The 19,969-nt window shown below is 68.9% G+C and carries 20 protein-coding genes and 1 pseudogene; 5 read left to right on the top strand and 16 right to left on the bottom strand.

What is annotated here, in order from left to right; all coding sequences use genetic code 11:
- The 3 genes and pseudogenes from NC4_RS31770 to nadA all read right to left on the bottom strand — a co-directional run.
- A pseudogene (locus NC4_RS31770) lies at nucleotides 1-340 on the bottom strand (carboxylating nicotinate-nucleotide diphosphorylase); the annotation flags it as partial.
- On the bottom strand, nucleotides 340-1,929 hold the full coding sequence (locus tag NC4_RS31765; protein WP_439957571.1) for an L-aspartate oxidase: 1,590 nt from the start codon (nucleotides 1,927-1,929) through the stop codon (nucleotides 340-342). The pseudogene NC4_RS31770 and the gene NC4_RS31765, both read right to left, overlap by 1 nt.
- 103 nt (nucleotides 1,930-2,032) lie before the next feature.
- A complete protein-coding gene (nadA, locus tag NC4_RS31760; RefSeq protein ID WP_067545801.1) occupies nucleotides 2,033-3,070 on the bottom strand; it encodes a quinolinate synthase NadA in 1,038 nt (345 codons plus the stop codon).
- Between the two features lie 77 nt (nucleotides 3,071-3,147).
- On the opposite strand from nadA, the gene NC4_RS31755 reads away from it, so the two are divergent.
- Complete coding sequence (locus NC4_RS31755; protein WP_067545799.1) at nucleotides 3,148-3,897, top strand: NUDIX hydrolase; 750 nt, start codon at nucleotides 3,148-3,150, stop codon at nucleotides 3,895-3,897.
- 12 nt (nucleotides 3,898-3,909) lie between these two features.
- Here NC4_RS31755 and NC4_RS31750 read toward each other — a convergent pair whose 3' ends face one another.
- The 5 genes from NC4_RS31750 to bioB all read right to left on the bottom strand — a co-directional run bounded on the left by NC4_RS31750 (nucleotide 3,910) and on the right by bioB (nucleotide 6,838).
- Entirely contained in the window at nucleotides 3,910-4,443 is a 534-nt protein-coding gene (locus NC4_RS31750) for a DUF1353 domain-containing protein (protein ID WP_067545795.1), read from the bottom strand.
- A gap of 124 nt (nucleotides 4,444-4,567) precedes the next feature.
- On the bottom strand, nucleotides 4,568-4,750 hold the full coding sequence (locus tag NC4_RS31745) for a hypothetical protein (protein WP_067545792.1): 183 nt from the start codon (nucleotides 4,748-4,750) through the stop codon (nucleotides 4,568-4,570).
- A 100-nt stretch (nucleotides 4,751-4,850) separates the two neighbouring features.
- On the bottom strand, nucleotides 4,851-5,543 hold the full coding sequence (locus NC4_RS31740) for a DUF2567 domain-containing protein (RefSeq protein ID WP_067545789.1): 693 nt from the start codon (nucleotides 5,541-5,543) through the stop codon (nucleotides 4,851-4,853).
- Nucleotides 5,543-5,758, bottom strand: a complete 216-nt coding sequence (gene bsaP / locus NC4_RS31735) for a biotin synthase auxiliary protein BsaP (protein ID WP_245722076.1) — start codon at nucleotides 5,756-5,758, stop codon at nucleotides 5,543-5,545. The genes NC4_RS31740 and bsaP overlap by 1 nt, the downstream gene beginning before the upstream one ends.
- A 42-nt stretch (nucleotides 5,759-5,800) precedes the next feature.
- Nucleotides 5,801-6,838: a biotin synthase BioB gene (gene bioB, locus NC4_RS31730; RefSeq protein ID WP_067545861.1), complete on the bottom strand. Its 1,038-nt coding sequence runs from the start codon at nucleotides 6,836-6,838 to the stop codon at nucleotides 5,801-5,803.
- Between the two features lie 107 nt (nucleotides 6,839-6,945).
- Between bioB and NC4_RS31725 the strand changes: the two genes are divergently transcribed.
- The 4 genes from NC4_RS31725 (at nucleotide 6,946) to NC4_RS31710 (ending at nucleotide 11,127) form a co-directional block, all read left to right on the top strand.
- Nucleotides 6,946-7,530: a TetR/AcrR family transcriptional regulator C-terminal domain-containing protein gene (locus NC4_RS31725; RefSeq protein ID WP_067545783.1), complete on the top strand. Its 585-nt coding sequence runs from the start codon at nucleotides 6,946-6,948 to the stop codon at nucleotides 7,528-7,530.
- 696 nt (nucleotides 7,531-8,226) lie between these two features.
- On the top strand, nucleotides 8,227-9,258 hold the full coding sequence (locus NC4_RS31720; RefSeq protein ID WP_084529961.1) for a FecCD family ABC transporter permease: 1,032 nt from the start codon (nucleotides 8,227-8,229) through the stop codon (nucleotides 9,256-9,258).
- A gap of 125 nt (nucleotides 9,259-9,383) precedes the next feature.
- Nucleotides 9,384-10,106, top strand: coding sequence for an ABC transporter ATP-binding protein (locus NC4_RS31715; RefSeq protein ID WP_245722073.1), 723 nt, complete (start codon nucleotides 9,384-9,386; stop codon nucleotides 10,104-10,106).
- Nucleotide 10,107: 1 nt separating this feature from the next.
- On the top strand, nucleotides 10,108-11,127 hold the full coding sequence (locus tag NC4_RS31710) for an ABC transporter substrate-binding protein (RefSeq protein WP_067545777.1): 1,020 nt from the start codon (nucleotides 10,108-10,110) through the stop codon (nucleotides 11,125-11,127).
- On the opposite strand, the gene NC4_RS31705 is transcribed toward NC4_RS31710, so the two are convergent.
- The 8 genes from NC4_RS31705 to NC4_RS31670 all read right to left on the bottom strand — a co-directional run bounded on the left by NC4_RS31705 (nucleotide 11,128) and on the right by NC4_RS31670 (nucleotide 19,949).
- Nucleotides 11,128-12,276: an alpha/beta fold hydrolase gene (locus NC4_RS31705; protein ID WP_067545774.1), complete on the bottom strand. Its 1,149-nt coding sequence runs from the start codon at nucleotides 12,274-12,276 to the stop codon at nucleotides 11,128-11,130.
- 48 nt (nucleotides 12,277-12,324) lie between these two features.
- Entirely contained in the window at nucleotides 12,325-12,804 is a 480-nt protein-coding gene (locus tag NC4_RS31700; RefSeq protein WP_067545853.1) for an SRPBCC domain-containing protein, read from the bottom strand.
- Between the two features lie 47 nt (nucleotides 12,805-12,851).
- Nucleotides 12,852-14,105 (bottom strand): sensor histidine kinase, encoded by a 1,254-nt coding sequence (locus tag NC4_RS31695; protein WP_067545772.1) that lies wholly within the window; start codon nucleotides 14,103-14,105, stop codon nucleotides 12,852-12,854.
- Complete coding sequence (locus tag NC4_RS31690; RefSeq protein ID WP_245722072.1) at nucleotides 14,102-14,770, bottom strand: response regulator transcription factor; 669 nt, start codon at nucleotides 14,768-14,770, stop codon at nucleotides 14,102-14,104. Before NC4_RS31690 ends, NC4_RS31695 begins: the two co-directional genes overlap by 4 nt.
- Nucleotides 14,771-15,043: 273 nt before the next feature.
- Complete coding sequence (locus NC4_RS31685; protein ID WP_067545769.1) at nucleotides 15,044-16,297, bottom strand: DUF1501 domain-containing protein; 1,254 nt, start codon at nucleotides 16,295-16,297, stop codon at nucleotides 15,044-15,046.
- 115 nt (nucleotides 16,298-16,412) lie between these two features.
- On the bottom strand, nucleotides 16,413-17,633 hold the full coding sequence (locus tag NC4_RS31680) for a DUF1800 family protein (RefSeq protein WP_067545766.1): 1,221 nt from the start codon (nucleotides 17,631-17,633) through the stop codon (nucleotides 16,413-16,415).
- A 475-nt stretch (nucleotides 17,634-18,108) separates the two neighbouring features.
- A complete protein-coding gene (bioD, locus tag NC4_RS31675; protein WP_067545763.1) occupies nucleotides 18,109-18,798 on the bottom strand; it encodes a dethiobiotin synthase in 690 nt (229 codons plus the stop codon).
- Complete coding sequence (locus NC4_RS31670; RefSeq protein WP_067545760.1) at nucleotides 18,795-19,949, bottom strand: 8-amino-7-oxononanoate synthase; 1,155 nt, start codon at nucleotides 19,947-19,949, stop codon at nucleotides 18,795-18,797. The genes bioD and NC4_RS31670 overlap by 4 nt, the downstream gene beginning before the upstream one ends.
- Between the last annotated feature and the right edge of the window lie 20 nt (nucleotides 19,950-19,969).

The following is a 19,969-nucleotide window of genomic DNA, read 5'->3' as shown; positions in this document are numbered from 1 at the left end:
GGCATACGAGATTGAGCATGGTGCGCTCGGCGGTGAGCAGGCCGCGAGTGGGGGCGATCAGGCGCAGGACAGTGTCACCGGGCTGTACGCGGGTACCGTCGGCCACGCGCTCGGTGATCTCGTAGTTGCCCACGCCGATCACCTCGTCGAGTACCAGCAGGCCGACGTCCAGGCCCGCCACGGTGCCAGGCTGCCGCGATGCCATGGCGGCCTTGGCCACCGCATCGGCGGGAACCGTTGCGAGCGTGGTGATATCGGGGCCGTACCGCAGATCCTCGTCGAGGGCGGTGCGGATGAGCGCGAGCACCTCGTCGCGATCGAGTCCGGCGTCGAGGGTCATTACTGCACTCCTTCTTCGATTGCTCGCTGTGGGCGGCCGTCGGCTCCGAGCCGCACCGCGATGGGGTGGCGCAGCTCGTCGCGGGCCTCCGGATGGTCGGAACGGAGGTGGCAGCCCCGGCTTTCGGTGCGCGCGGACGCCGCCAGCAGCAGCGCGCGGGCGGTGAGGGTGAGCGCCGCGTCCTCCAGCTCCCGGGTGACCGCGGCCGGATTCGCGTGCGCCACCTCGCCGGTCGCGCTGTTGTCGGCGATCAACCCCATCAGGCGCAGTACTGCCCCGCGCAGGCCGTCGCCGTCGCGGACCACGGCGGCATGCTGGGTCATCAACTCCTGCAGCAGTTTCCGGTCCGCCCGCGGATAGGCGCGCACGGCGACCTCGCCGATCCGCTCGGCCGCGCCGATGCGCTCGCCCGCCGCGACGCCCGCCCGGCCGCCGACCACCAGACCTTCGAGGAGACTGTTGGAGGCGAGCCGATTCGCGCCGTGCAGGCCGGTACGCGCCACCTCACCGGCGGCGTACAAGCCGGGAACCGTTGTGCGGCCGTGCGTATCGGTCACCACGCCGCCGCACTGGTAGTGGGCCGCGGGCGCGACGGGGATGAGATCGACGCGCGGGTCGATCCCGGCGGCCCGGCAGGATGCCGTAATCGTCGGGAACCGCTCCCCGAACCACGCAATGGCCCGCCCGTCCAGATAGACGTGATCGGCCCCGAGGTCGAGCATGCGCGCGGCAATGGCCTTGGACACGATGTCCCGGGGCGCCAGATCACCCCGCGGATGCACTCCGGCCATCACCAAATCACCCAGCGAGCCAACGAGAACCGCGCCTTCACCGCGCACCGCCTCGCTGATCAGCGGCCGCCGCCCCACCCCGCCCGGACTGAACAGCACGGTCGGATGGAACTGCACGAACTCCAGATCCGACACCACCGCCCCGGCCCGCAAGGCCAGCGCGATCCCATCGGCCGTCGCCCCCGCCGGATTGGTACTGCACGCGTACAGCTGCCCCAACCCGCCGGTCGCCAGCAGCACCGCGGGCGCATGCACGACACCGAAACCCTTGTCCGACACCGCAATCACCCCCCGCACGCCTTCGGGCCCGGTCACGACATCCACGACGGCGGCCCCGAACATCACCGGCAGCCCAGCCGCATTCAACGCCCGCTGCACCTCGGCCCCGGTGGCGTCCCCACCGGCATGAATGATCCGCCGCGTACTGTGCCCGCCCTCCCGGGTCCGCGACACTTCCCCGTCCCGGCCGTGGTCGAAGACCGCGCCGAGCGCCGTCAAGGCGTCGACCGCCTCCACCCCGCCCTCGACGATCGACCGCACCGCCTCGACATCGCACAGCCCCGCCCCGGCGACCACGGTGTCCTCGACATGCGATTCCACCGAATCCCCGTGCGGCGCCACCACCGCGATCCCGCCCTGCGCATACTGCGTCGACGTATCGGTAGGCCCGCCTTTGCTGAGCACCAGCACCCGCAATCCGCGCAGCGCGGCGGTCCGGACGGCCGTCAAACCCGCCACACCGCCGCCCACCACGACCAGGTCGGCCTCGGCTTCCCACTCCATGGAGTTGGACATCATCGCTCATTCCTCCGCCGCGAGGCGGAATCCCGTACGACCGCTGGAGTAGCTCCCGCCCGGTTCCCGGCGGGCTGGTCGGCCGCCGGGGTTCGGAGCGACATGGTTACTCTCCGCCGCCCGGATTGCCGATCTCGATCATGCGCTGGACCGAATTGCGGGCCAGGGCGGCGGTTTCGAGGTCGACGTGCACCTCGTCGCGGTTCTCCACCAGGCAGCGGAGGAGGGCGGCGGGGGTGATCATCTTCATGTATTTGCAGGAGGCGCGGTCGTTGACGGCCTGGAAGTCGATGCCGGGGGCGGCTTTTCGCAGCTGGTGCAGCATGCCGACCTCGGTGGCGACCAGGACCTGGGAGGACTTCGCCGCCTTGGCGGCGTCGATCATGCCGCCGGTGGACAGGATGTGCACGCGGTCCGCCGGGAACTCCCCTGCGCCCGCCAGGTAGAGAGCCGAAGTGGCGCAACCGCATTCGGGGTGCACGAAGAGTTCGGCGTCGGGGTGGGTGCGGGCCTGCTCGTTGAGCTCGTCACCGTTGATGCCCGCGTGGACGTGGCATTCGCCCATCCAGATGTGCATGTTCTCGCGACCGGTGACGCGCTTGACGTGGGCGCCGAGGAACTGGTCGGGCAGGAACAGCACTTCGCGGTCCGGGTCGATGGAGGCGACCACGTCGACGGCATTGGAGGACGTGCAGCAGATGTCGGTCAGCGCCTTCACCGCGGCGGTGGTGTTCACGTAGGAGACCACCAGCGCGCCCGGATGTTCGTCCTTCCAGGCGCGTAGCTCGTCGGCGGTGATGGAGTCGGCCAGGGAGCAACCCGCGCGCTGATCCGGGATGAGCACCGTCTTCTCGGGGCTGAGGATCTTGGCGGTCTCGGCCATGAAGTGCACGCCGCAGAACACGATGGTGTCCTCGGGCGCCTCGGCGGCGATCCGGGACAGCGCCAGGGAGTCACCCACGTGGTCGGCGACGTCCTGGATCTCGGGCAGCTGGTAGTTGTGCGCCAGGATGGTGGCATTGCGCTCGCGCGCCAGTCGCTTGATCTCCTGCGCCCACTCGGGAGTGGCCTCGATGCCCGTGAATCCCGACGGCCCGTCCGCGATGCGCTCCGCGAGCGTCATCGTCGCACCTAGTGCAGCCATGGCATGGCTCCTTCTCTCATGCGCTCGGCCACTTCGCCGATTCGCATCCAACCGGTTTTCGACTTAGAATCGAAAACGTGGCCCATCATAGCACCATCCACGAAACGCTCACCGCGGTGTTCCAGGTTCGACGGTTCCCGAAGAGCATCACCGCAGTTGAGAGCGTTTCGGTACCCGCCGGAACCCGGTGCCCGGCCGGATACCGGACCGAACTGGCGGTTCTTTTGTGGGAGCGTGCACTGGACCCCGCCAAGGGCACCTGGTCACTCCCGGGCGGCCGCCTGCGCGATGACGAGGACCTCGACACCTCAGCCGCCCGCCAGCTCGCCGAGAAGGTGGATGTGCGCGAACTCAATCACCTGGAACAGATTTCGGTCTTCAGCAACCCGAATCGCGTACCGGGCGACCGCCGAATCGCCTCGGCCTATTTGGGTTTGGTCCCCCTGACCGCCGACCCCCAGCTGCCGCCGGACACCCGCTGGCACCCGGTCTCGGCCCTGCCGGACATGTCCTTCGATCACGCCGTCCTCGCCCAGCACGCCCGCACCCGCCTGGCCGCGAAACTGTCCTACACGAACATCGCCTTCGCCCTCGCCCCGGAGCAGTTCACCATGTCCACGCTGCGCGAAATCTACTGCGCAGCACTGGGTTACGACGTAGACACCACGAACCTGCAACGAGTCCTGTCCCGCCGCAAGGTGATTACCCCAACGGGCGCGACCGCCTCCCCGGGCCGCGCCGGTGGCCGCCCCGCCGCCGTCTACCGCTTCACCGACTCCGGCATCCGCGTCACCGACGAATTCGCCGCCCTGCGCCCACCGACCTGAGTCTCGAAATCCTCAGTCCGCCTTGAGTTCCGGGCCCGGGGCGGGACGTTCGGTGCGTTGCGTCATGCGCGAGCACGCCCAGAACGCGAGCTCGACGAACCAGAACACCAGCAGCGCAAGGAGGATTACGAGCACGGGGATCGTCAGGAACAGGACCGACAGCACGGCGATCATGAGGAACAGCAGGAACTCCCCCGGCTTAATACCCGCCAGGCGGGAGGCGATACGCACTGCGGCCCACATCATCCAGCGGCGCGGCACCGAGACTCCGGCCTCGCGCATGGCGCGGCGGAAGATCCCGTCGGCGTCGGCCTTGGAGACCGCCGCGGAGCGGATGAGGAAGTCGTGCAGGATGGCGGCGCGGGTGTAGACGCCGTAGCGGGGAATCAGCCAGACCAGGACGCGGGGCACCGAGGCGAAATCGGTGCGGAATCCGGAGGGGATCGCGAACTCCTGTACATCGGCCCTGTAGATCAGCGGTTCCCGCAAGAGCCAGTATTCGCCGTCGACTTCTTCGACCACCAGTCCGCCGCCCACGAAGCCCATGATCCATCGCCCCTTCCGCGCGCCGCACTGACCGCACCCCTCAGGCTACGACCGGAAGATGCAGAGCACATTGTAGCACACCGTCGGGCTAATACACCGTCACGGAGCGATCACAGGCGCGGCGTCACCAGTCCCGATTGCGATGTTTGCGGCCGCGGCTGTAGCGGCGACCATTCGGAATCGGCTGTGTGGCATTGGATCGGCGCACCTCGTGCCGCCGTCGCCAGGCCACGAGATCGGGCCGCTCGGTGGCGGCGGGCGCATCATCGGCAGGCGCCGAGCTATCGATATGACGAACGGCAGCCATGGCCGATCCCCCTCCCGGATTCCGGTGAACAAGTCGCGGCAACGGTAGCCGGACCGCGCTCACGGATCCACCGAATTTCGGCGGCCCGGGGACGGCAACGTCAGCGGGAGGGATCGGATTCCCGAACCGGCTGCTCCGGATTCTCGAACGGCACCACCGGATCCTGCGGGCCGAACGCCTGCCCCGGATTACCGGGATACGGGCCGTAACTGATGGCCGACCCGTACTGTCCGGGCGCGACCGGCACCGGCTCCGGGCGCTCGCCGCCGAAGGGCAGGAACTGGCCGCTGCCCAGATCGTCGGAGGTGCTCAGCGACACCAGCACCAGCACCACGAACGCGGCGAGCAATGGCTGCACGATGAGCGCGGACCAGCCTTCGACCGTGGGCGCGAGTTCGACAATGGTGTGCACCGCCGGATGCGCGGGCCGGGTGTGCAGCTGTTCGGCGACGGCCTCCCCCACGATCCGCATCAACCAGGCCCCGGCCACCGCGCCCGCGAACACCCCGGCCAGCAGCATCGGACCGCGCGCACTGCGCCAGCGCCACGCCGCGGCCGTGGCCAGCACCGCGGTCACCGCACCGATGAGAATGAAGATGGCCACCGCGTCGAAGCGGTGCATGCTCTCCCCCGTCAGCGCCGCCCCACGATCGGGCTCGACCACCAGCAGCTGTTCGGCGGGCGCGAGGAAGGCCCACACCACCCCGCCGAGCACGCTGGCCGCGCAGGTGGCGGCGAAGACCACCGCGGCCGCCCGGCCTTCCCGCGCCATTGCGGTGAATGCCGTTGCCACTAGCGGCGTTCCAGGCTCGTGGAATCGAGCACCCCGTGCCGCGAGCACTTGGCCCACCAGCCGTCGGGGCTGACCTGGACGATCATGCGCCGCCCACACTGTTCACAGAACCGCGGCGGCTCCAATCCCAAGGCCGCGGCCGCTGGCACCGGATCGTCCAGACCCGGAACCACCCGCTTGCCCGTGAAGGGGTTGTAGCGCTCCTCTATGTCCACGACCACCTCTGTAAGGTACCGGCTCTCCATAACCCGCTGATATCAGAGGGTTTCGTTCAACGTCTTGATCGGCATCTTCAACTCGCCCAGCAGATCCAGATCCGCCTCGGCCGGACGGCCCAGGGTGGTCAGATAGTTGCCGACGATGACAGCGTTGATACCACCCAGAATGCCCTGCTTGGCGCCGAGATCGCCGAGGGTGATCTCGCGACCGCCCGCGAAGCGCAGGATGGTGCGCGGCAGGGCGAGGCGGAACGCGGCCACGGCACGCAACGCGTCGGCGGCGGGCAGCACCTCGAGATCGCCGAACGGCGTGCCCGGACGCGGGTTGAGGAAGTTCAGCGGCACCTCGTCGGGTTCGAGGGTTGCCAGCTGCGCCGCGAATTCGGCCCGCTGTTCGAGAGATTCGCCCATACCGAGAATGCCGCCGCAGCACACCTCCATACCGGCCTCGCGCACCATGCGCAGTGTGTCCCAGCGCTCCTCCCAGGTGTGCGTGGTGACCACATTCGGGAAATGCGACTTGGCGGTCTCGAGATTGTGGTTGTAGCGGTGCACACCCATGGCGGCCAGCTGATCGACCTGCTCCTGGGTCAGCATGCCCAACGAGCACGCCACCTGGATGTCGACCTCGTTGCGAATGGCCTCGACACCCGCCGCGACCTGCGCCATGAGCCGCGCGTCCGGTCCGCGCACGGCGGCCACGATGCAGAACTCGGTCGCGCCCGTCTTGGCGGTCTGCTTGGCCGCCTCGACCAGGCTCGGAATATCCAGCCAGGCCGCGCGCACCGGCGACTGGAAAAGCCCAGACTGCGAGCAGAAGTGGCAGTCCTCGGGGCATCCGCCGGTCTTCAGCGAGATGATCCCCTCCACCTCGACCTCGGGTCCGCACCACTTCATGCGGACGTCGTAGGCGAGCCCGAGCAACTCCTCGAGCCGGTCGTCGCCCAGCCGCAGCACCTCGAGGGTCTGCTCCTGGGTGAGCCCGACGCCACCCTCGAGCACCTGCTCGCGAGCGATCGCCAAGATGTCTTCGCTTGCCGCGCTGTCGGCTTCGGTCCTGACGGCTGCCTGGGTCATGAGCACGAATCCCTTCGTCCGGCCGGTCCGGCCGAGCAACTTGAACGGTGTTCGGGGTAGGCTAGCAGTCCGGAAAGTGAGCTGAAACACGAAGGGCCAGGTTTTCAGTGCAACTGCACCGCACGGACGTCGTCGACGGAGCCATCGCCATCCTGGACCAGTACGGTTTGGCCGACCTCACCATGCGCCGCCTGGCAGGCTCGCTGCACGTCCAACCCGGCGCGCTGTACTGGCACTTCCCCAACAAACAGGCGCTCCTCGGCGCGGTCGCCGACCGCATCCTGGGCCCGATGGACGATCCGGTCGAATCCAATGAATGGTCCGTGCAGCTGACCGAACTCGCGCACCGGCTGCGTACCTGCCTGCTCGCGTATCGCGACGGAGCCGAATTGGTCTCGGCGACTTACGCTTCCCGGCTCACCACCAGCAAGGGGCGGGAACGGATGGCGGGGGCGGCGATTCGCGCTGGGATGACTCGAGAGGAAGCGGAGCTTGCTGCTTACACGTTGCTCTACTACGTGCTCGGGCAGACGGTTGACGAGCAGTCTCGGATTCAGATGGATTCTGCTGGGGCGTTGACCGAGGAGAATTCGCCGTTGCACGACACTGTTGATGCGACTGCTCGGTTCGACTTCGGGTTGCAGTTGTTTGTCAGTGGTGTGCGGCATTTGCTTGGGACACGCATTCGGTGATCTATCCGCCGGGGGTCGGTGCTCCGGTGATATTGCGGCCCTGGACGACATCTGTCTTTGGCGTGCGCAAAGCTACCCAATAGATGGGTCACCTCGCCTGCCGTACCCGGCCTTGGCTCCCCTGTCAGGAGCCGTAACTCTCGTCCCAGCCTGGCTGGATGGCCGTGGTTACGTCCAAAGACCCAACCCCCAAGATCAAAAGCTCGGGTTCACACCCTTTCTCGTTGGTTCACACCCCATATCTGCTGCCGATTTGGGGTGTGAACCAACAACAAGGGGTGTGAACTCGAGCTTTTGATCTTGGGGGGGTTGTCTTTGAACGTAACCAGGGCCAGGCCCCACGTACGGAAGGTGAGGGTACGGCTCCCAAAGGGGGAGCCAAGGCCGGGTACGGCAGGCGAGGTGACCCCACTTATCCGTTCTGCTTTGCGTACGCCAGAGAGTGAAGTCCATCCGAGAGGGGACGAGGACCGGAGCACCGACCCAATCGGCATAGACCGACCGCCTCGCCCCGGAAGGAACCCCGAACCAAACCACCCGGTAGAGTTCCGCACGTTATCCCTGGCGGGTGCGGGAATCCGGTGTGAATCCGGAACGGTCGCGCCACTGTAATCGCACCGTCCAATGCGAGAGTCAGACCTCCCCCGCCACGTAATCGCTCTGGAGAGGCCGCGATTTGCCTGAAGAGGTTCGCAGATGAGCCGTGCGCGCCCGTCGCTCGTGCTGCCCGCGCTCGGACTGCTCCTGATCGCCGCCATGGTGATCGCGACCGGATTCGGCGCCGAGAACATTCCGGTGCGGGACGTCGTGGATGTACTCGGCCACCGGATCACCGGGACGCCGTATGACCTGGGCCTGGACACGATCGTCTGGCAGTTGCGGGTGCCGCGGACCATTCTCGCCGCGATCGTAGGGGCCGGGCTCGCGGTGGCCGGGGCCGCCATGCAGACATTGGTGCGGAATCCGCTGGCGGATCCGTATCTGTTGGGGGTGTCGTCGGGGGCCAGCACCGGGGCGGCTGCGGTCATCACCTCCGGGTTGTTCGCCGGGGCGGGGTTGTGGGCGTTGTCGGCCGGAGCGCTGGCCGGGGCTCTGGTGGCTGCGGCGGCGGTGTTCGTGATCGCGACGGCGCAGGGTGGGCTCACGCCATTGCGGCTGGTGTTGACGGGAACGGTACTGGCGTCGGCTTTCGCGGCATTGAGTAGCTATCTGATCTTCCGCAGCAGTGATCCGGCAGCGGCGCAGTCGGTGTTGTTCTGGTTGCTGGGCAGTTTGTCGGGCGCGGACTGGACGCGGATCCTGTTGCCCGCGAGCGTGGTCGTGGTGGCGTTGGCATTCCTGATGCTCGGCGCGAATTGGCTGGACGCGCTCACCATGGGTGCGGACACCGCCGCCTCCGTGGGAATTCCGGTGCGACAGGTGCGGATCGGGTTGTTCGTGCTGCTCGCGGTGCTGGTCGGTGTGCTCGTCGCGGTCTCCGGCTGCATCGGCTTCGTCGGGCTGGTGGTTCCGCACGCGGCACGCCTGCTGGTCGGTCCGCGCCACCGCATTCTGCTCCCGGCTTCGGCCCTGTGCGGTGCGGTCTTCCTGGTCGCTGCGGATGCCGCCACGCGAGTACTGGTGCGGCCTACCGAGATTCCGGTCGGAGTGCTCACCGGCCTGATCGGCGCACCTGCCTTCCTGCTGCTCATGGGCCGTCGCCGCTACGGATTCGGAGCCACGGCATGAGATGGCGCGGCACGCGGAAAGGCGTCGGCTCACCGGAATCCGACGCCACTACACCGGCCCGCCTCGTTGCTGAAGCGGGTGGGCTCGAAGTGCGGGAGCTGGCGTGTGCGGCAGGACGGCGGACCGTGGTCAGCGGGGTGAGTTTTCGGGTGCGGCCGGGTGAGACGGTGGGGATCGTCGGGCCGAATGGGAGCGGGAAGACGACATTGTTGCGAACGCTGGCGGGTCTGACGTCGCCGGTGTCGGGCGAGGTGCTGGTCGACGGCCTTGGGCTCCATGGGGTTTCGGCTCGGGAGCGGGCTCGGCGGGTGGCGTTGGTGGCGCAGGATGAGCAGCCGTCGGCGGATCTGCTGGTGGGGGAAGTGGTGGCGCTGGGGCGGACGCCGTATTTGCCGCCGTGGGGCGGGGGTGGGGCGGGGGAACAGCGGGCTATCGAAGATGCTTTGCGGAGTGTGGATTTGGGTGGGTTTGCTGGGCGGCGGGTGAATCGGCTTTCGGGGGGGGAGCGGCAGCGGGTGTTGCTGGCGCGGGCGTTGGTGCAGGAGACGCCATTGCTGTTGTTGGATGAGCCGACCAATCATCTTGATGTCACTCATCAGCTGGAATTGCTCACGCTGGCGCGGGGGTTGGGGCGGACCGTGGTTATGAGTCTGCATGATTTGGCGCTGGCGGATCGGTATTGCGATCGGGTGCTGGTTGTGCATGAGGGGCGGGCGCATTCGTTGGAGCCGCCCGAAATCGCTTTGCGGCCGGAGGTTCTCGACACCGTGTTCGGGGTGCATGCCATTCGTGTTCCGCATCCCGAGACCGGGGTCTCACATTTGCTCATTACCGCTCGAAAGGCATGACGTGAAACATCTGACCCGAATTCTCACGGCGACCGCGGTACTGGCCGGTGTCGCGGCGTGCGGCTCGGCTGAGGAGCCGAAGGGCAATCTGACCCTCACCAACTGTGGGGTCGACGCGCAGTTCCCGGCTCCCGCGCAGCGCCTGTTCGTCAATGACGGGAACTTGATCTCGATGGTGCTGGCCCTGGGGGCGCAGGATCAGGTGGCCGCGGTGTCGAGCGTCCAGCGCGATGCCGACACCCTGCGCAGGCATTATGGCGGGGCCATCGACCAGCTGAAATCCGTTGCGCCGGAGTATCTGTCGCGGGAGACGGTGCTGGCGCAGCGGCCGGATGTGATGGTCGCCGGGTGGAACTACGGCTATTCCGAGGCCACGAACCTGACCCCGGACTCGCTGCGCGCCGCCGGGGTCGCCCCGTACATCCTGACCGAGAGCTGCCGCCAGCTCGACGGCCAACGCGGCATCGTCGACGCGTGGACGGCCCTGAACACCGACCTCACCAACCTGGGTGAGATCACCGGACGCCAGGATCGCGCGACCGAGGTCACCGGCGATATCGACCGCCGTCTCGCGGCATTGCGCGCCGCCCCGCAGGCGGAGCGCCGCCCCACGGTGTTCCTGTTCGACAGCGCCTCGGACACCATCTTCACCAGCGGCAAGTTCGGTGCGCCCCAGGCGATTCTGGATGCAGCGGGCGGCCGTAACGCCGTCGAGGACGTCGAGGACACCTGGACCGCGGTGTCCTGGGAGCGCTTGGCCGCCGCCGATCCGGACGCCATCGTCTTCGTCGACTACCCGCCGCAGACCTTCCAGCAGAAGGTGGATCTGCTGCGCGGTAAGCCCGGCATCCAGAATCTGCGCGCCGTCACCGAGGGGCGATTCCTCAATCTTCCCTATGCGCTGTGGACCAGCGGTCCGCTGAACATCGATGCCGCCGAACAGGTTCGGGCACAGCTGGAGCGGTGGAATCTGGTTCCGGTCTCGGGTATTCGCCCGGCCGCCGATGATGCCGTGCGCTGATCAGCGCCCGGTGATGGCGTTCAGCGCGGACTCGCGCTGCACCAGCCGGATGAATGGCACGATCTGCTGGTAGATGGCGGTGTTGTATTCCTCCGGTCGTTGAATCGGGTTGGCGTGGGCGGTGGATCGCGTGGTGACCACCAGCAGCGTGCCGTCCACGCCCCCGACACGTTCGATGAGCGCGCGATGCGAATAGTCGACGTCCACGATCGGGTCGCGCGCCGAATTGTGCGGCCGGATATAGACGATGGCGGGCCGGGGTTTGCCCTGCGCGGGTGCGGCGAGCGCGTCCAGATCGCCCGCGGCGCCCCCGGCCACGATCGCCTTGAACTGCGCGGCGATCAACCCGTTGCTGACGACGTCGGTGCTGAGGATCTTGTCTTGCAATACCTCCTCGAGCACCTCGCGGAACCGATCACCGCGAATCCCCCAGTACCCGCCGAGGAATCGCTCGTGCCGGGCGTAGGTTTCGACGGCCAGCCGCAGCAGTCTGCTTTCGCGAGCGCCCGGAATCCAACCCGCCCAGCGCAGCATCTCCTCGCCTTGATCGCGGGCCTCGGAGCGGACGGCGTGCAGATCGACCGGAGTGCAATCCAGGATCACCGCAAGGACTTTGCGCGGGCCGCCCAGATGCAGATGCTTGGCGATCTCCAAAGCGATCACTCCGCCCATGCTGTGCCCGGACAGCACGACATTCGGCACCTTGGCGGCCTCGGTGACCGTCACGATGAGGTCCGCGATCACCTTGGTGTCGATACCGGTGTTGTCGTAGCGCACCGCCCACACCGATCCCAGCCGCCGCAGCGCGGGCAGCGCCCGCGCGGTCTCGGTGGCATCCAGCACGCCCAGCCCCACCAGATCGAAGACCGCGGTATCGGCCGCGCGGGTCTCCGACGGGCCCGCGATCGGAACCACCGCCGGTTCGGTGCGCGCCAGCCGCGCCCGTTCCGGCGCCACGTCCCAAGCCCAGTACTGTCCGAACAATCCCAGCGCGAGCAGCGGAATCAGGCTCGCGCGCAGCAGCATCCGGCGGGTGCGACCCCACCGTCGCCAGCGGTGACCCAGCCGTGTTTGGCACAGGCGCAGCCGCCGCCGATCATCGTCGTACCCGGCGGGCGTGGACGGATACGGATAATCCGGCAGCGCCATACCAAACCAGGGTAGGCACGGTGGGCCGCCGTTTCAGCCGCTGCGGTGTCAGCTCTGTGCGGTCTGCGCCGCCGATCGCTCGGCCAGCTCGGCGAGTTTGGCCAGCGACGTGCGGAAACCGACTTCATTGTCGGCCGGGGACAATCCGGGCGGCAGATTGTCGTGCCGAGCTCTGACGCGGGTGCCGCCGGGCTCGTCGGCCAGGGTGTAGGTAATGGTCATCTCGCCCTGGAGTTGGGGATCGTCGGATTCGAATTCGACGACCTGGACGACTTCGGTATTCGGTACCAAGCGGGTGAAGGTGCCGTGGAAGGTGTCGGTGTGCGCGGAGGTTTTGCCGGTTCCGGTGGGAATGTCGTAGGTGAGCGATATCCGGAATCGCCCGCCCACATACGGATTGAACTCATGAATCCGACTGGTCATCCCGTCCGGAACCATCCAGGTCCGCACCGACCGCGCATCCAGCAGCGCCCGAAAGACATTCGGTCGCAGTGCACTCACGAACCGCTCGACATGCGTGGAGGTCACACGCGCCACCCTACGCCCGACCGCCTCCCCGCCCGGGCAGGTTCGGCCTACACGCCGGGCGCCGGGGGCAGCGTCAGCGTGGCGCGGGTCCCGCCGCCGGTGGCGGATGCGATGGCCACCGAACCGGAGTGCACGCGCGCGACCCAGCGCACGATGGACAGCCCGATCCCGTGCCGCCCGGCCGCGCCGGTCACGCCGCGCTCGAACGGATCCGGCAGCGCCGGATCCATACCGGGACCGTGATCGCGCACGGTCACGCATCCCTCGGCCACGCGCACCTCGATCGGGAGCGCGCCGTGCACCAGTGCGTTGTCGATGAGATTGCGGACGGCCAGGGCCAGCAGATCCGGATCCGCCTCGACCAGGGCGGGTTCGGTCTCCGCCGTAATGCCGGGATTGCCGCATTCCGCGACCACGCCCTCGACGAGTTGATCGAGCCGCAGGCGTTGCACATCGAGTTCACCGAGCCCGGTTTCGGTGCGGGTGCGGGCGAGCAGGCCGGTGACGAGTCTGCCCATCCGGTCGGTGAGCGAGCGGGCGTCGGTCACCGCGCGCCGGGTGTCGGCCGGATCGCGCAGCGCGGCATCGAGATACAGCCGCAGCGTGGCCAGCGGGGTGCGCAGTTCGTGCGCGGCGTCGGCCAGGAACCGTTCCTGCTCGTCGAGCATGCGCACGGACGGGCGCATGCTCACTCCGGACAGCAGATGCCCGGCGGCGGCCGCCAGCACGATCAGCGCGAGGCCCCCGAGTTGCAGGGCCAGCACCAGGCGGCCGTGGTCGCGCTGCTCGGGCCCGATCTCGGCCGCCGCGAAAACCACCGCGCCAACGGTGAATTCGTCGTACCACACGGGCGTGGCGGCCATTCGGACGGAGTTCCCGGATCGATCGTCCGGGGTGCTCAGGACGGTCTCCTCCGCGGCGGCCGCCTCCGCCGCGGCGCTGATCAGATCCGCGGGCAGGTCCGGGCGCTGATGGGCGAACTCCTCCCGCCACGGCCCGTCCGGTGTGCGCGCCACCACCGCGACGGCGATCTCCCCCTGGGACAGATCGTCGTAGCGCACCGACTCGAGATCGATGCTGTCGTCCTCGTTCCAGTACACGACGCGCGCGAGCCCGGTGACGACCCGATCCACGCCGTCGTCGAGCGCCCGGTCGCGGGATCGCTCGTCGATGGTGGCGGCGACCGTGCCGAGCACGATCAGGCAGATGGCGGTGAGCGCGGTGAACAGCGCGGTCAGCAGCAACCGGGTGCGCCGCAGCCGACCCGGCGTGGTCGGTCGTGAACCCCGCCCGGTCGTCACGGCGCGATGGCGAAACCGGCGCCGCGCACGGTTTCGATGAGCGCGGGTTCCCCGAGTTTGCGCCGCAGCTGGGCGACCACCACATCGACCACATTGGAGGCGGGTTCGGCCATTTCGTCCCAGCAGCATTCGATGAGCTCGGTCCGGCTGACCACGGTGCCCGCGCGCACGGCGAGCAGTTCCAGGACGCCGAATTCCTTGGGCGTCAGCGTGAGCAGCACACCCGCGCGGTGCACCCGGCGGCGCGGGCGGTCCACGACGAGATCGCCGACCACGGTGCGGGTCGGGGCGGGCAGCTCCTGACGGCGGCACAGCGCACGCACCCGCGCGGCCAGCTCGTCCATGGCGACGGGCTTGATCACATAGTCGTCCGCGCCGTGTTCGAAGCCGTCGAGGCGGTCGGCCAGCGCGTCGCGGGCGGTGAGGACCAGCACGGGCGTGCGGTGCCCGGACTCACGCTGGGCACGCACCAGATCGAGGCCGTCGCCGTCGGGCAGGCCACGGTCGATGACCAGGCAGTCATAGCGGTTGACCGCGATCTTCAGATCGGCCGCGCCGTAATCGGGGGCCAGATCGACGGCGAACCCGGCCGCCCGCAGGCCCGCGGCAATCTCCGCGCCCAGCGCCCGATCGTCCTCGCACACCAGTACTCGCACCTGCGTCATTACAGCACTGCCGGAGTTCATGCGACCACCACACCCGGGGTAGGCCGCGAGGCACCGTGCAGGACGTCGACGTCGGGGACGCTCATACGACCACCACACCCGAGATGGGTCGCGAGGCACCGGGCAGGACGTCGACGGCAGGGACGCTCACGCGGCGACCACGCCCGACTTGGGCCGCGACACCGGGCAGGACGTCGACGGCAGGGACGCTCACGCGGCGACCACGCCCGACTTGGGTCACGGCACCGGGCAGGACGTCGACGGCGGGGACGCTCATGCGACCACCACGCCCGAGATGGGTCGCGGAGCGCCCGGCAGGACGTCGGTGGCTGGGACGCCGAACCAGCTCTCGGCGATGGTGGCGTAGAACTCGGTCATGTGCACTGTGGCGCGCAGATTGTCATCGGTGTCCAGGGTGCGCAGCGAGGGCGGTTCGCCGAAGACGCCCGAATTCGTGGGGCCGAGTAGCAGGGCGGTTCCGGCCGCACCGTGGTCGAGACCGTCGGAGCCGTTGTCGGGGACGCGGCGGCCGAACTCGCTGTAGGCGGCGATCAGGACCCGGTCGGCAATGCCGCGCGCGGCCAGGTCCAGGCGCAGCGCCGCGAAGGCGGCGTCGAGCTCGCCCATGAGTTCCGCGTAGCGCGCGGGATGGTCGGTGTGGGTGTCGAAATCCGCGCCCATGGGCACGTGCACGATGCGCAGACCGTGGTTGTCGTCGGCGAGCAGCCGTGCGGCCAGGCGCAATTGCACGCCCAGATCAGTGTCCGGGTACCCCTCCGCGGCGGGTGACAACGTGGCTGCCATATCCGAGAAGCGCAGTGCGGCAGCGCTGCTCGCGCGGGCGGCGGCGAACAGTGGCGCGTCGGCGCGATCCGGATGCGCCATGGCACGCTGCGCCGCCAGCCAAGCGGCGCGAATGTTCTCGTCCTCGAAAATCGGGAACAGCCCGTCGTTTCCGGCGTCGACCGAGAGCGTGGTGACGCGTTCGCATGCCAGCGCGGGCGTGGTTCCGACCCCGAGTGCGACGCCGACCGCGGGCGCGCTCGGATCTCCGAGGTGATCGCACAGCCGCCCCAGGAAGCCGGTCTGCGGCCGGACGGTGCCGTCCGGATCGCCGGTCTGCCAGCGGTGCAGCATTTCGAAGTGCGAGAGATCGGGTTTCGCAATGCCGACGCCGGGGATCACCGCGACGCCGGAGGCGGCGAGCTTGGCCAGCCGCGGATGCAGACCGAGCGCACCGTCGATGGGATGCACCTCCTCAGCGGGGATGGCCGTCGCCCGCCGCAGGTCGCGATAGCGGGAATCGTTGTACGGCACGGTCATCGACAGCCCGTCACTCCCACCGGCCATCTCGATCACCAGCAATCGCCGCTGCGCGGGCGCGGCAGCCCGCACGGGCGGTGGCGGAGTCCACGCCGGTGCGGTGTCGCGCCCGAGCAGCTCGTGCGCGGCGAACCCGCCCGCCACACCTGCCAGCCCGGCGCCGAGCCCCAGTCGCAGCGCGGTCCGCCGATTCAAGACGACCATGCGAACTCCTTTCCATAGCAACGCGGTTCTGGAGGCAATGCGGCTCCGTGCGCAATGCAGTTCCGGTGCTGTGGCAACGCGGTTCCACGGCGCGGCCCGGTTCGACGACCGGACATCAGGCGAGTACGAATTCCGGCGCGGTGAGCACGAGCGCGAGCAGGGCCGTCGCCGCCTCCTCCGGCTCACGACGCAGCTCGAAGACCAGATCCCGGGCCGCCACCGCCGTCGCGGGCGTCGGGTCATAGATTCCGGCGCGCGCGAAGGCGACGGCCACCGGGTCCGATGCCCCGGCGATCGCGTCGATGGCGGGCGCGTCCACGGCGAACGCGGCCCGCGCGACCGCCGCTCCCGGCACCAGCCAGCGGATTCCCGGCGGCCAGCCCGCCACATTCGGCGGATAGAACGGCGACTGCCCGATCGCGGTCATGGTGTCGAAAGCTCCTGCCGGATCATCGATTCCGCACATGGCGAAGGCCGCCGTCACCCACTCCACCGGATACCGCGGCCGAGCACGGACCGCGGCGGCGAAGGCCGCGTCTCGCAGAATCGTCTCCACCAGGGGCCGAATCTCCAGCCCCGCCCGAGTGAATACCGCGGCCAACTCCCCCGCCCGCTGCTCCGACGGAGACTGCCCGGCCAGGAACTCGTACAACCGCACGACGATGAACCGCGCGCACTCGGGCCGATCACACAGCGCGTCGACCACATCGCGCACATTCACGACCGACCGCCCCAGCAGGCTCACCGACCGCGAATTCCCGCTGGCGGCATCGAAACTCACCTCCCCCGCCTCGTCCACATCCCACCCCGACATAGCCACCGCAGCCCCTCGCACATCCCCCTGCGAGTAATTCCCCCGCCCGAGCGTGAACAACTCCATGAGCTCCCGCGCATGATTCTCGTTCGGCCCCGCCGCCACCGACCCGGCCCCGTCCAGCCACTGCAACATGGCCCCGTCCACCGTGACCGCCTGCGCCAGCTCCCGGAAATTCCCCAGCGCATACCGCCGCAACAGCAAATGCTGCCGCCACATCAAATCCCAGGTCTCGACCTTGTCATGACTCGACGTGAAATGCCCGTGCCAGAACCACACCAGCTTCTCGTGCACCCCCGCCGCCGGATCCGCCATCAGCCGCAGCCAGCGAAACACCGGCCCGTCCTCTCCCGCCTCGGCCTCCTCGTCGAACACCGGATTCCCGGGGTCCAGCGCTCGCGCCGACAGCACGGCGTCGAGCGCCGCGCCCGCACCGCGCCCCACGAGCTCCTCCACCTGCCCAGGAAACGGCCCGAATGTGGTGCGCCGCAAGACATGCGCCACGGCGGCAAACTGCTCCATGCCCCCACCATGGCAGCCGGTCCATTAGGAAATCGTGAGCCGCCTCCATGCGCGCCGCGGCCCGAGGACAGATTCTTGGCCTGACGCCCTAGCGTCACTCTCGATCACTGGGCCGAGCCGACGAAGACGCTGTTGAATCGTGCGGCCTCACCTCACAGCCGTGCCGCAGTGGCGTTATTGCGACCCAGCCACGGTAAGCGAGACCGGCTCAGCCGGGCCAGCGCCGCTCCGGGCGATGTGAGCAGCAGCAGCCCGCACTGGCATTCGCACGGGTCGCACACGACGCAGCGGTTCCGGCACCTTGCCCGGGTCGGCAGCAGCCCGGCGGTACGGGCGAACTGCCGGAGCGAGTTGCTGCCCGGCGGCAGCTGGAAACCGTTCGACGGTCTGCCGTCTGCGATCCGGGCCATCGGTGAACGCGTGCTCCGGTGGCAGGTCGGCAGATTCGAGAACCGGCGGGCCGACGAACCGCGAATCACCACACTGCGTGCAGATGGCGGGCGGACCAGGCCGGGTCGAACCAGTTCGGGGCGACGGTGGTGAAGAGGGGGGTGGGCCAGGAGCCCGCGCCTGCGGGGAGGGTGCCGATGATGTCGATGCCGGTGAAGGCGGGGAGGTCGGTGCGGTTGCATTCGGCGGCGAGGTCCGGGTGGGTGGGCCAGGAGCCGATGACGAGGCCCGCACAGTGGACGCCCGCGGATTGCAGGGCGCGGGTGGTCAATTCGGTGTGGTTGAGGGTGCCGAGACCGGCGGCGGCTACGACCACGACGGAGGCGTCGAGTTTCTGGGCGAGGTCGAGCAGGGTGAATTCGCCCAGGCGGACGAGCAGGCCGCCCGCGCCTTCCACGAGGGTGAGGTCGGCGTCGGCACAGGCTTCGATGGCGGCGGCCGTTTCGGAGAGTGTCAGGAGGGGTTGACCGCAGCGGCGGGCGGCGGTGTCGGGGGCGAGGGGATCCGGATAGCGGGCCAGTTCCACGGTGCGGGTGACGCCGGACAGGCGGGTGATCACGTCGAGATCGCCGGATTCGCCGGGGGCCGCACCGGTTTGGGCCGGTTTGCAGACGGCCACCTCGGCGCCCGCGGCGCGGGCGGTGGCGGCCAGGGCGGCGGTCACGATGGTCTTGCCGACATCGGTGGACGTGCCGGTGATCAGGAGAATGCTCACGCTGGGACTACCCTCCGGTTGCGTGCGTCGGCGAGGGCCTTACCGAGAACCGATGCGATCGTGGCCAGTTCGGCCTCGGTGAGATTGGCGCGGGCGGTCAATCGCAGCCGGGAGGTGCCTGCGGGGACCGACGGCGGCCGGAAGCAGCCGACGCTCAGGCCCAGTGCGCGGCAGGCCTGGGCGGCGTCGTAAGCGACCTGGGCGTCACCCAGGACCACCGAGACGACGGCCGAATCCGGTTGCGGCACACCGGCGATGCGGGCCAGTTCGGCGGCGTTGTCCAACACCCGGGCGGCCAGGTCCGGATCCCGGCGCAGCACCGCGAGGGCGGCGCGCGCCGCGCCGACGGCGGCGGGGGCCAGCCCGGTGTCGAAGATGAAGGTGCGGGCCGAATCGATCAGGTGGGCGCGCACGCGTTCGCTCGCCAGCACCACCCCGCCCTGCGTGGCGAGCGACTTGGACAGCGTCGCCGTAATGATCAGATCCGGCTCCCCCGCCAGACCGGCTTCGTGCACCAGTCCACGGCCACCGGTTCCGCGCACGCCCAGACCGTGCGCCTCGTCGACGAGCAGGACCGCCCCGTTCGCCCGCGTCACGCGATGCAGTTCGGCCAGCGGCGCGAGGTCGCCGTCCGCGCTGAACACCGAATCCGTCAGCACCAGAGCGCGTTCCTCGCGCCGCTCGGCCAGCAACCGATCCACGGCGGCGACATCGCCGTGCGGTGCGATCTCCACGCGGGCGCGAGACAACCGGCAGGCATCCACCAGCGACGCGTGGCTACCCGCATCGGAGACCACCAGCGCCCCGCGCCCGGCCAGCGCGGTGACCGCGCCGAGGTTCGCGGCGTAGCCGCAGGAGAAGACCAATCCGGCCTCCGCACCCACGAATTCTGCCAATTCGGACTCGAGTTGTTCGTGTTCGGCGGTCGTGCCGGTGACGAGCCGGGATCCGGTGGCCCCCGCGCCCCAGCGGCGCACGGCCGCGATGGCTCCCTCGGTCACCTCCGGGTGGCGGACCAGTCCGAGGTAGTCGTTGGAGGCCAGGTCGATCATGGGCGACTCCGGCTCGCGGGCGCGTAGCTCGCGGCGCAGTCCGGCGTCCACCCGTGCGGCGGCGCGTTCGTCCAACCAGTTCAAAGGATCGGCACTCACAGCTCGGAAGCATACTTGAA

The sequence above is a fragment of the Nocardia crassostreae genome, from assembly GCF_001613405.1.
GTDB classification, from domain to species: domain Bacteria; phylum Actinomycetota; class Actinomycetes; order Mycobacteriales; family Mycobacteriaceae; genus Nocardia; species Nocardia crassostreae.
The sequence above is the reverse complement of the archived record's forward strand: the minus strand, read 5'-3'. Positions and strand labels throughout refer to the sequence as shown.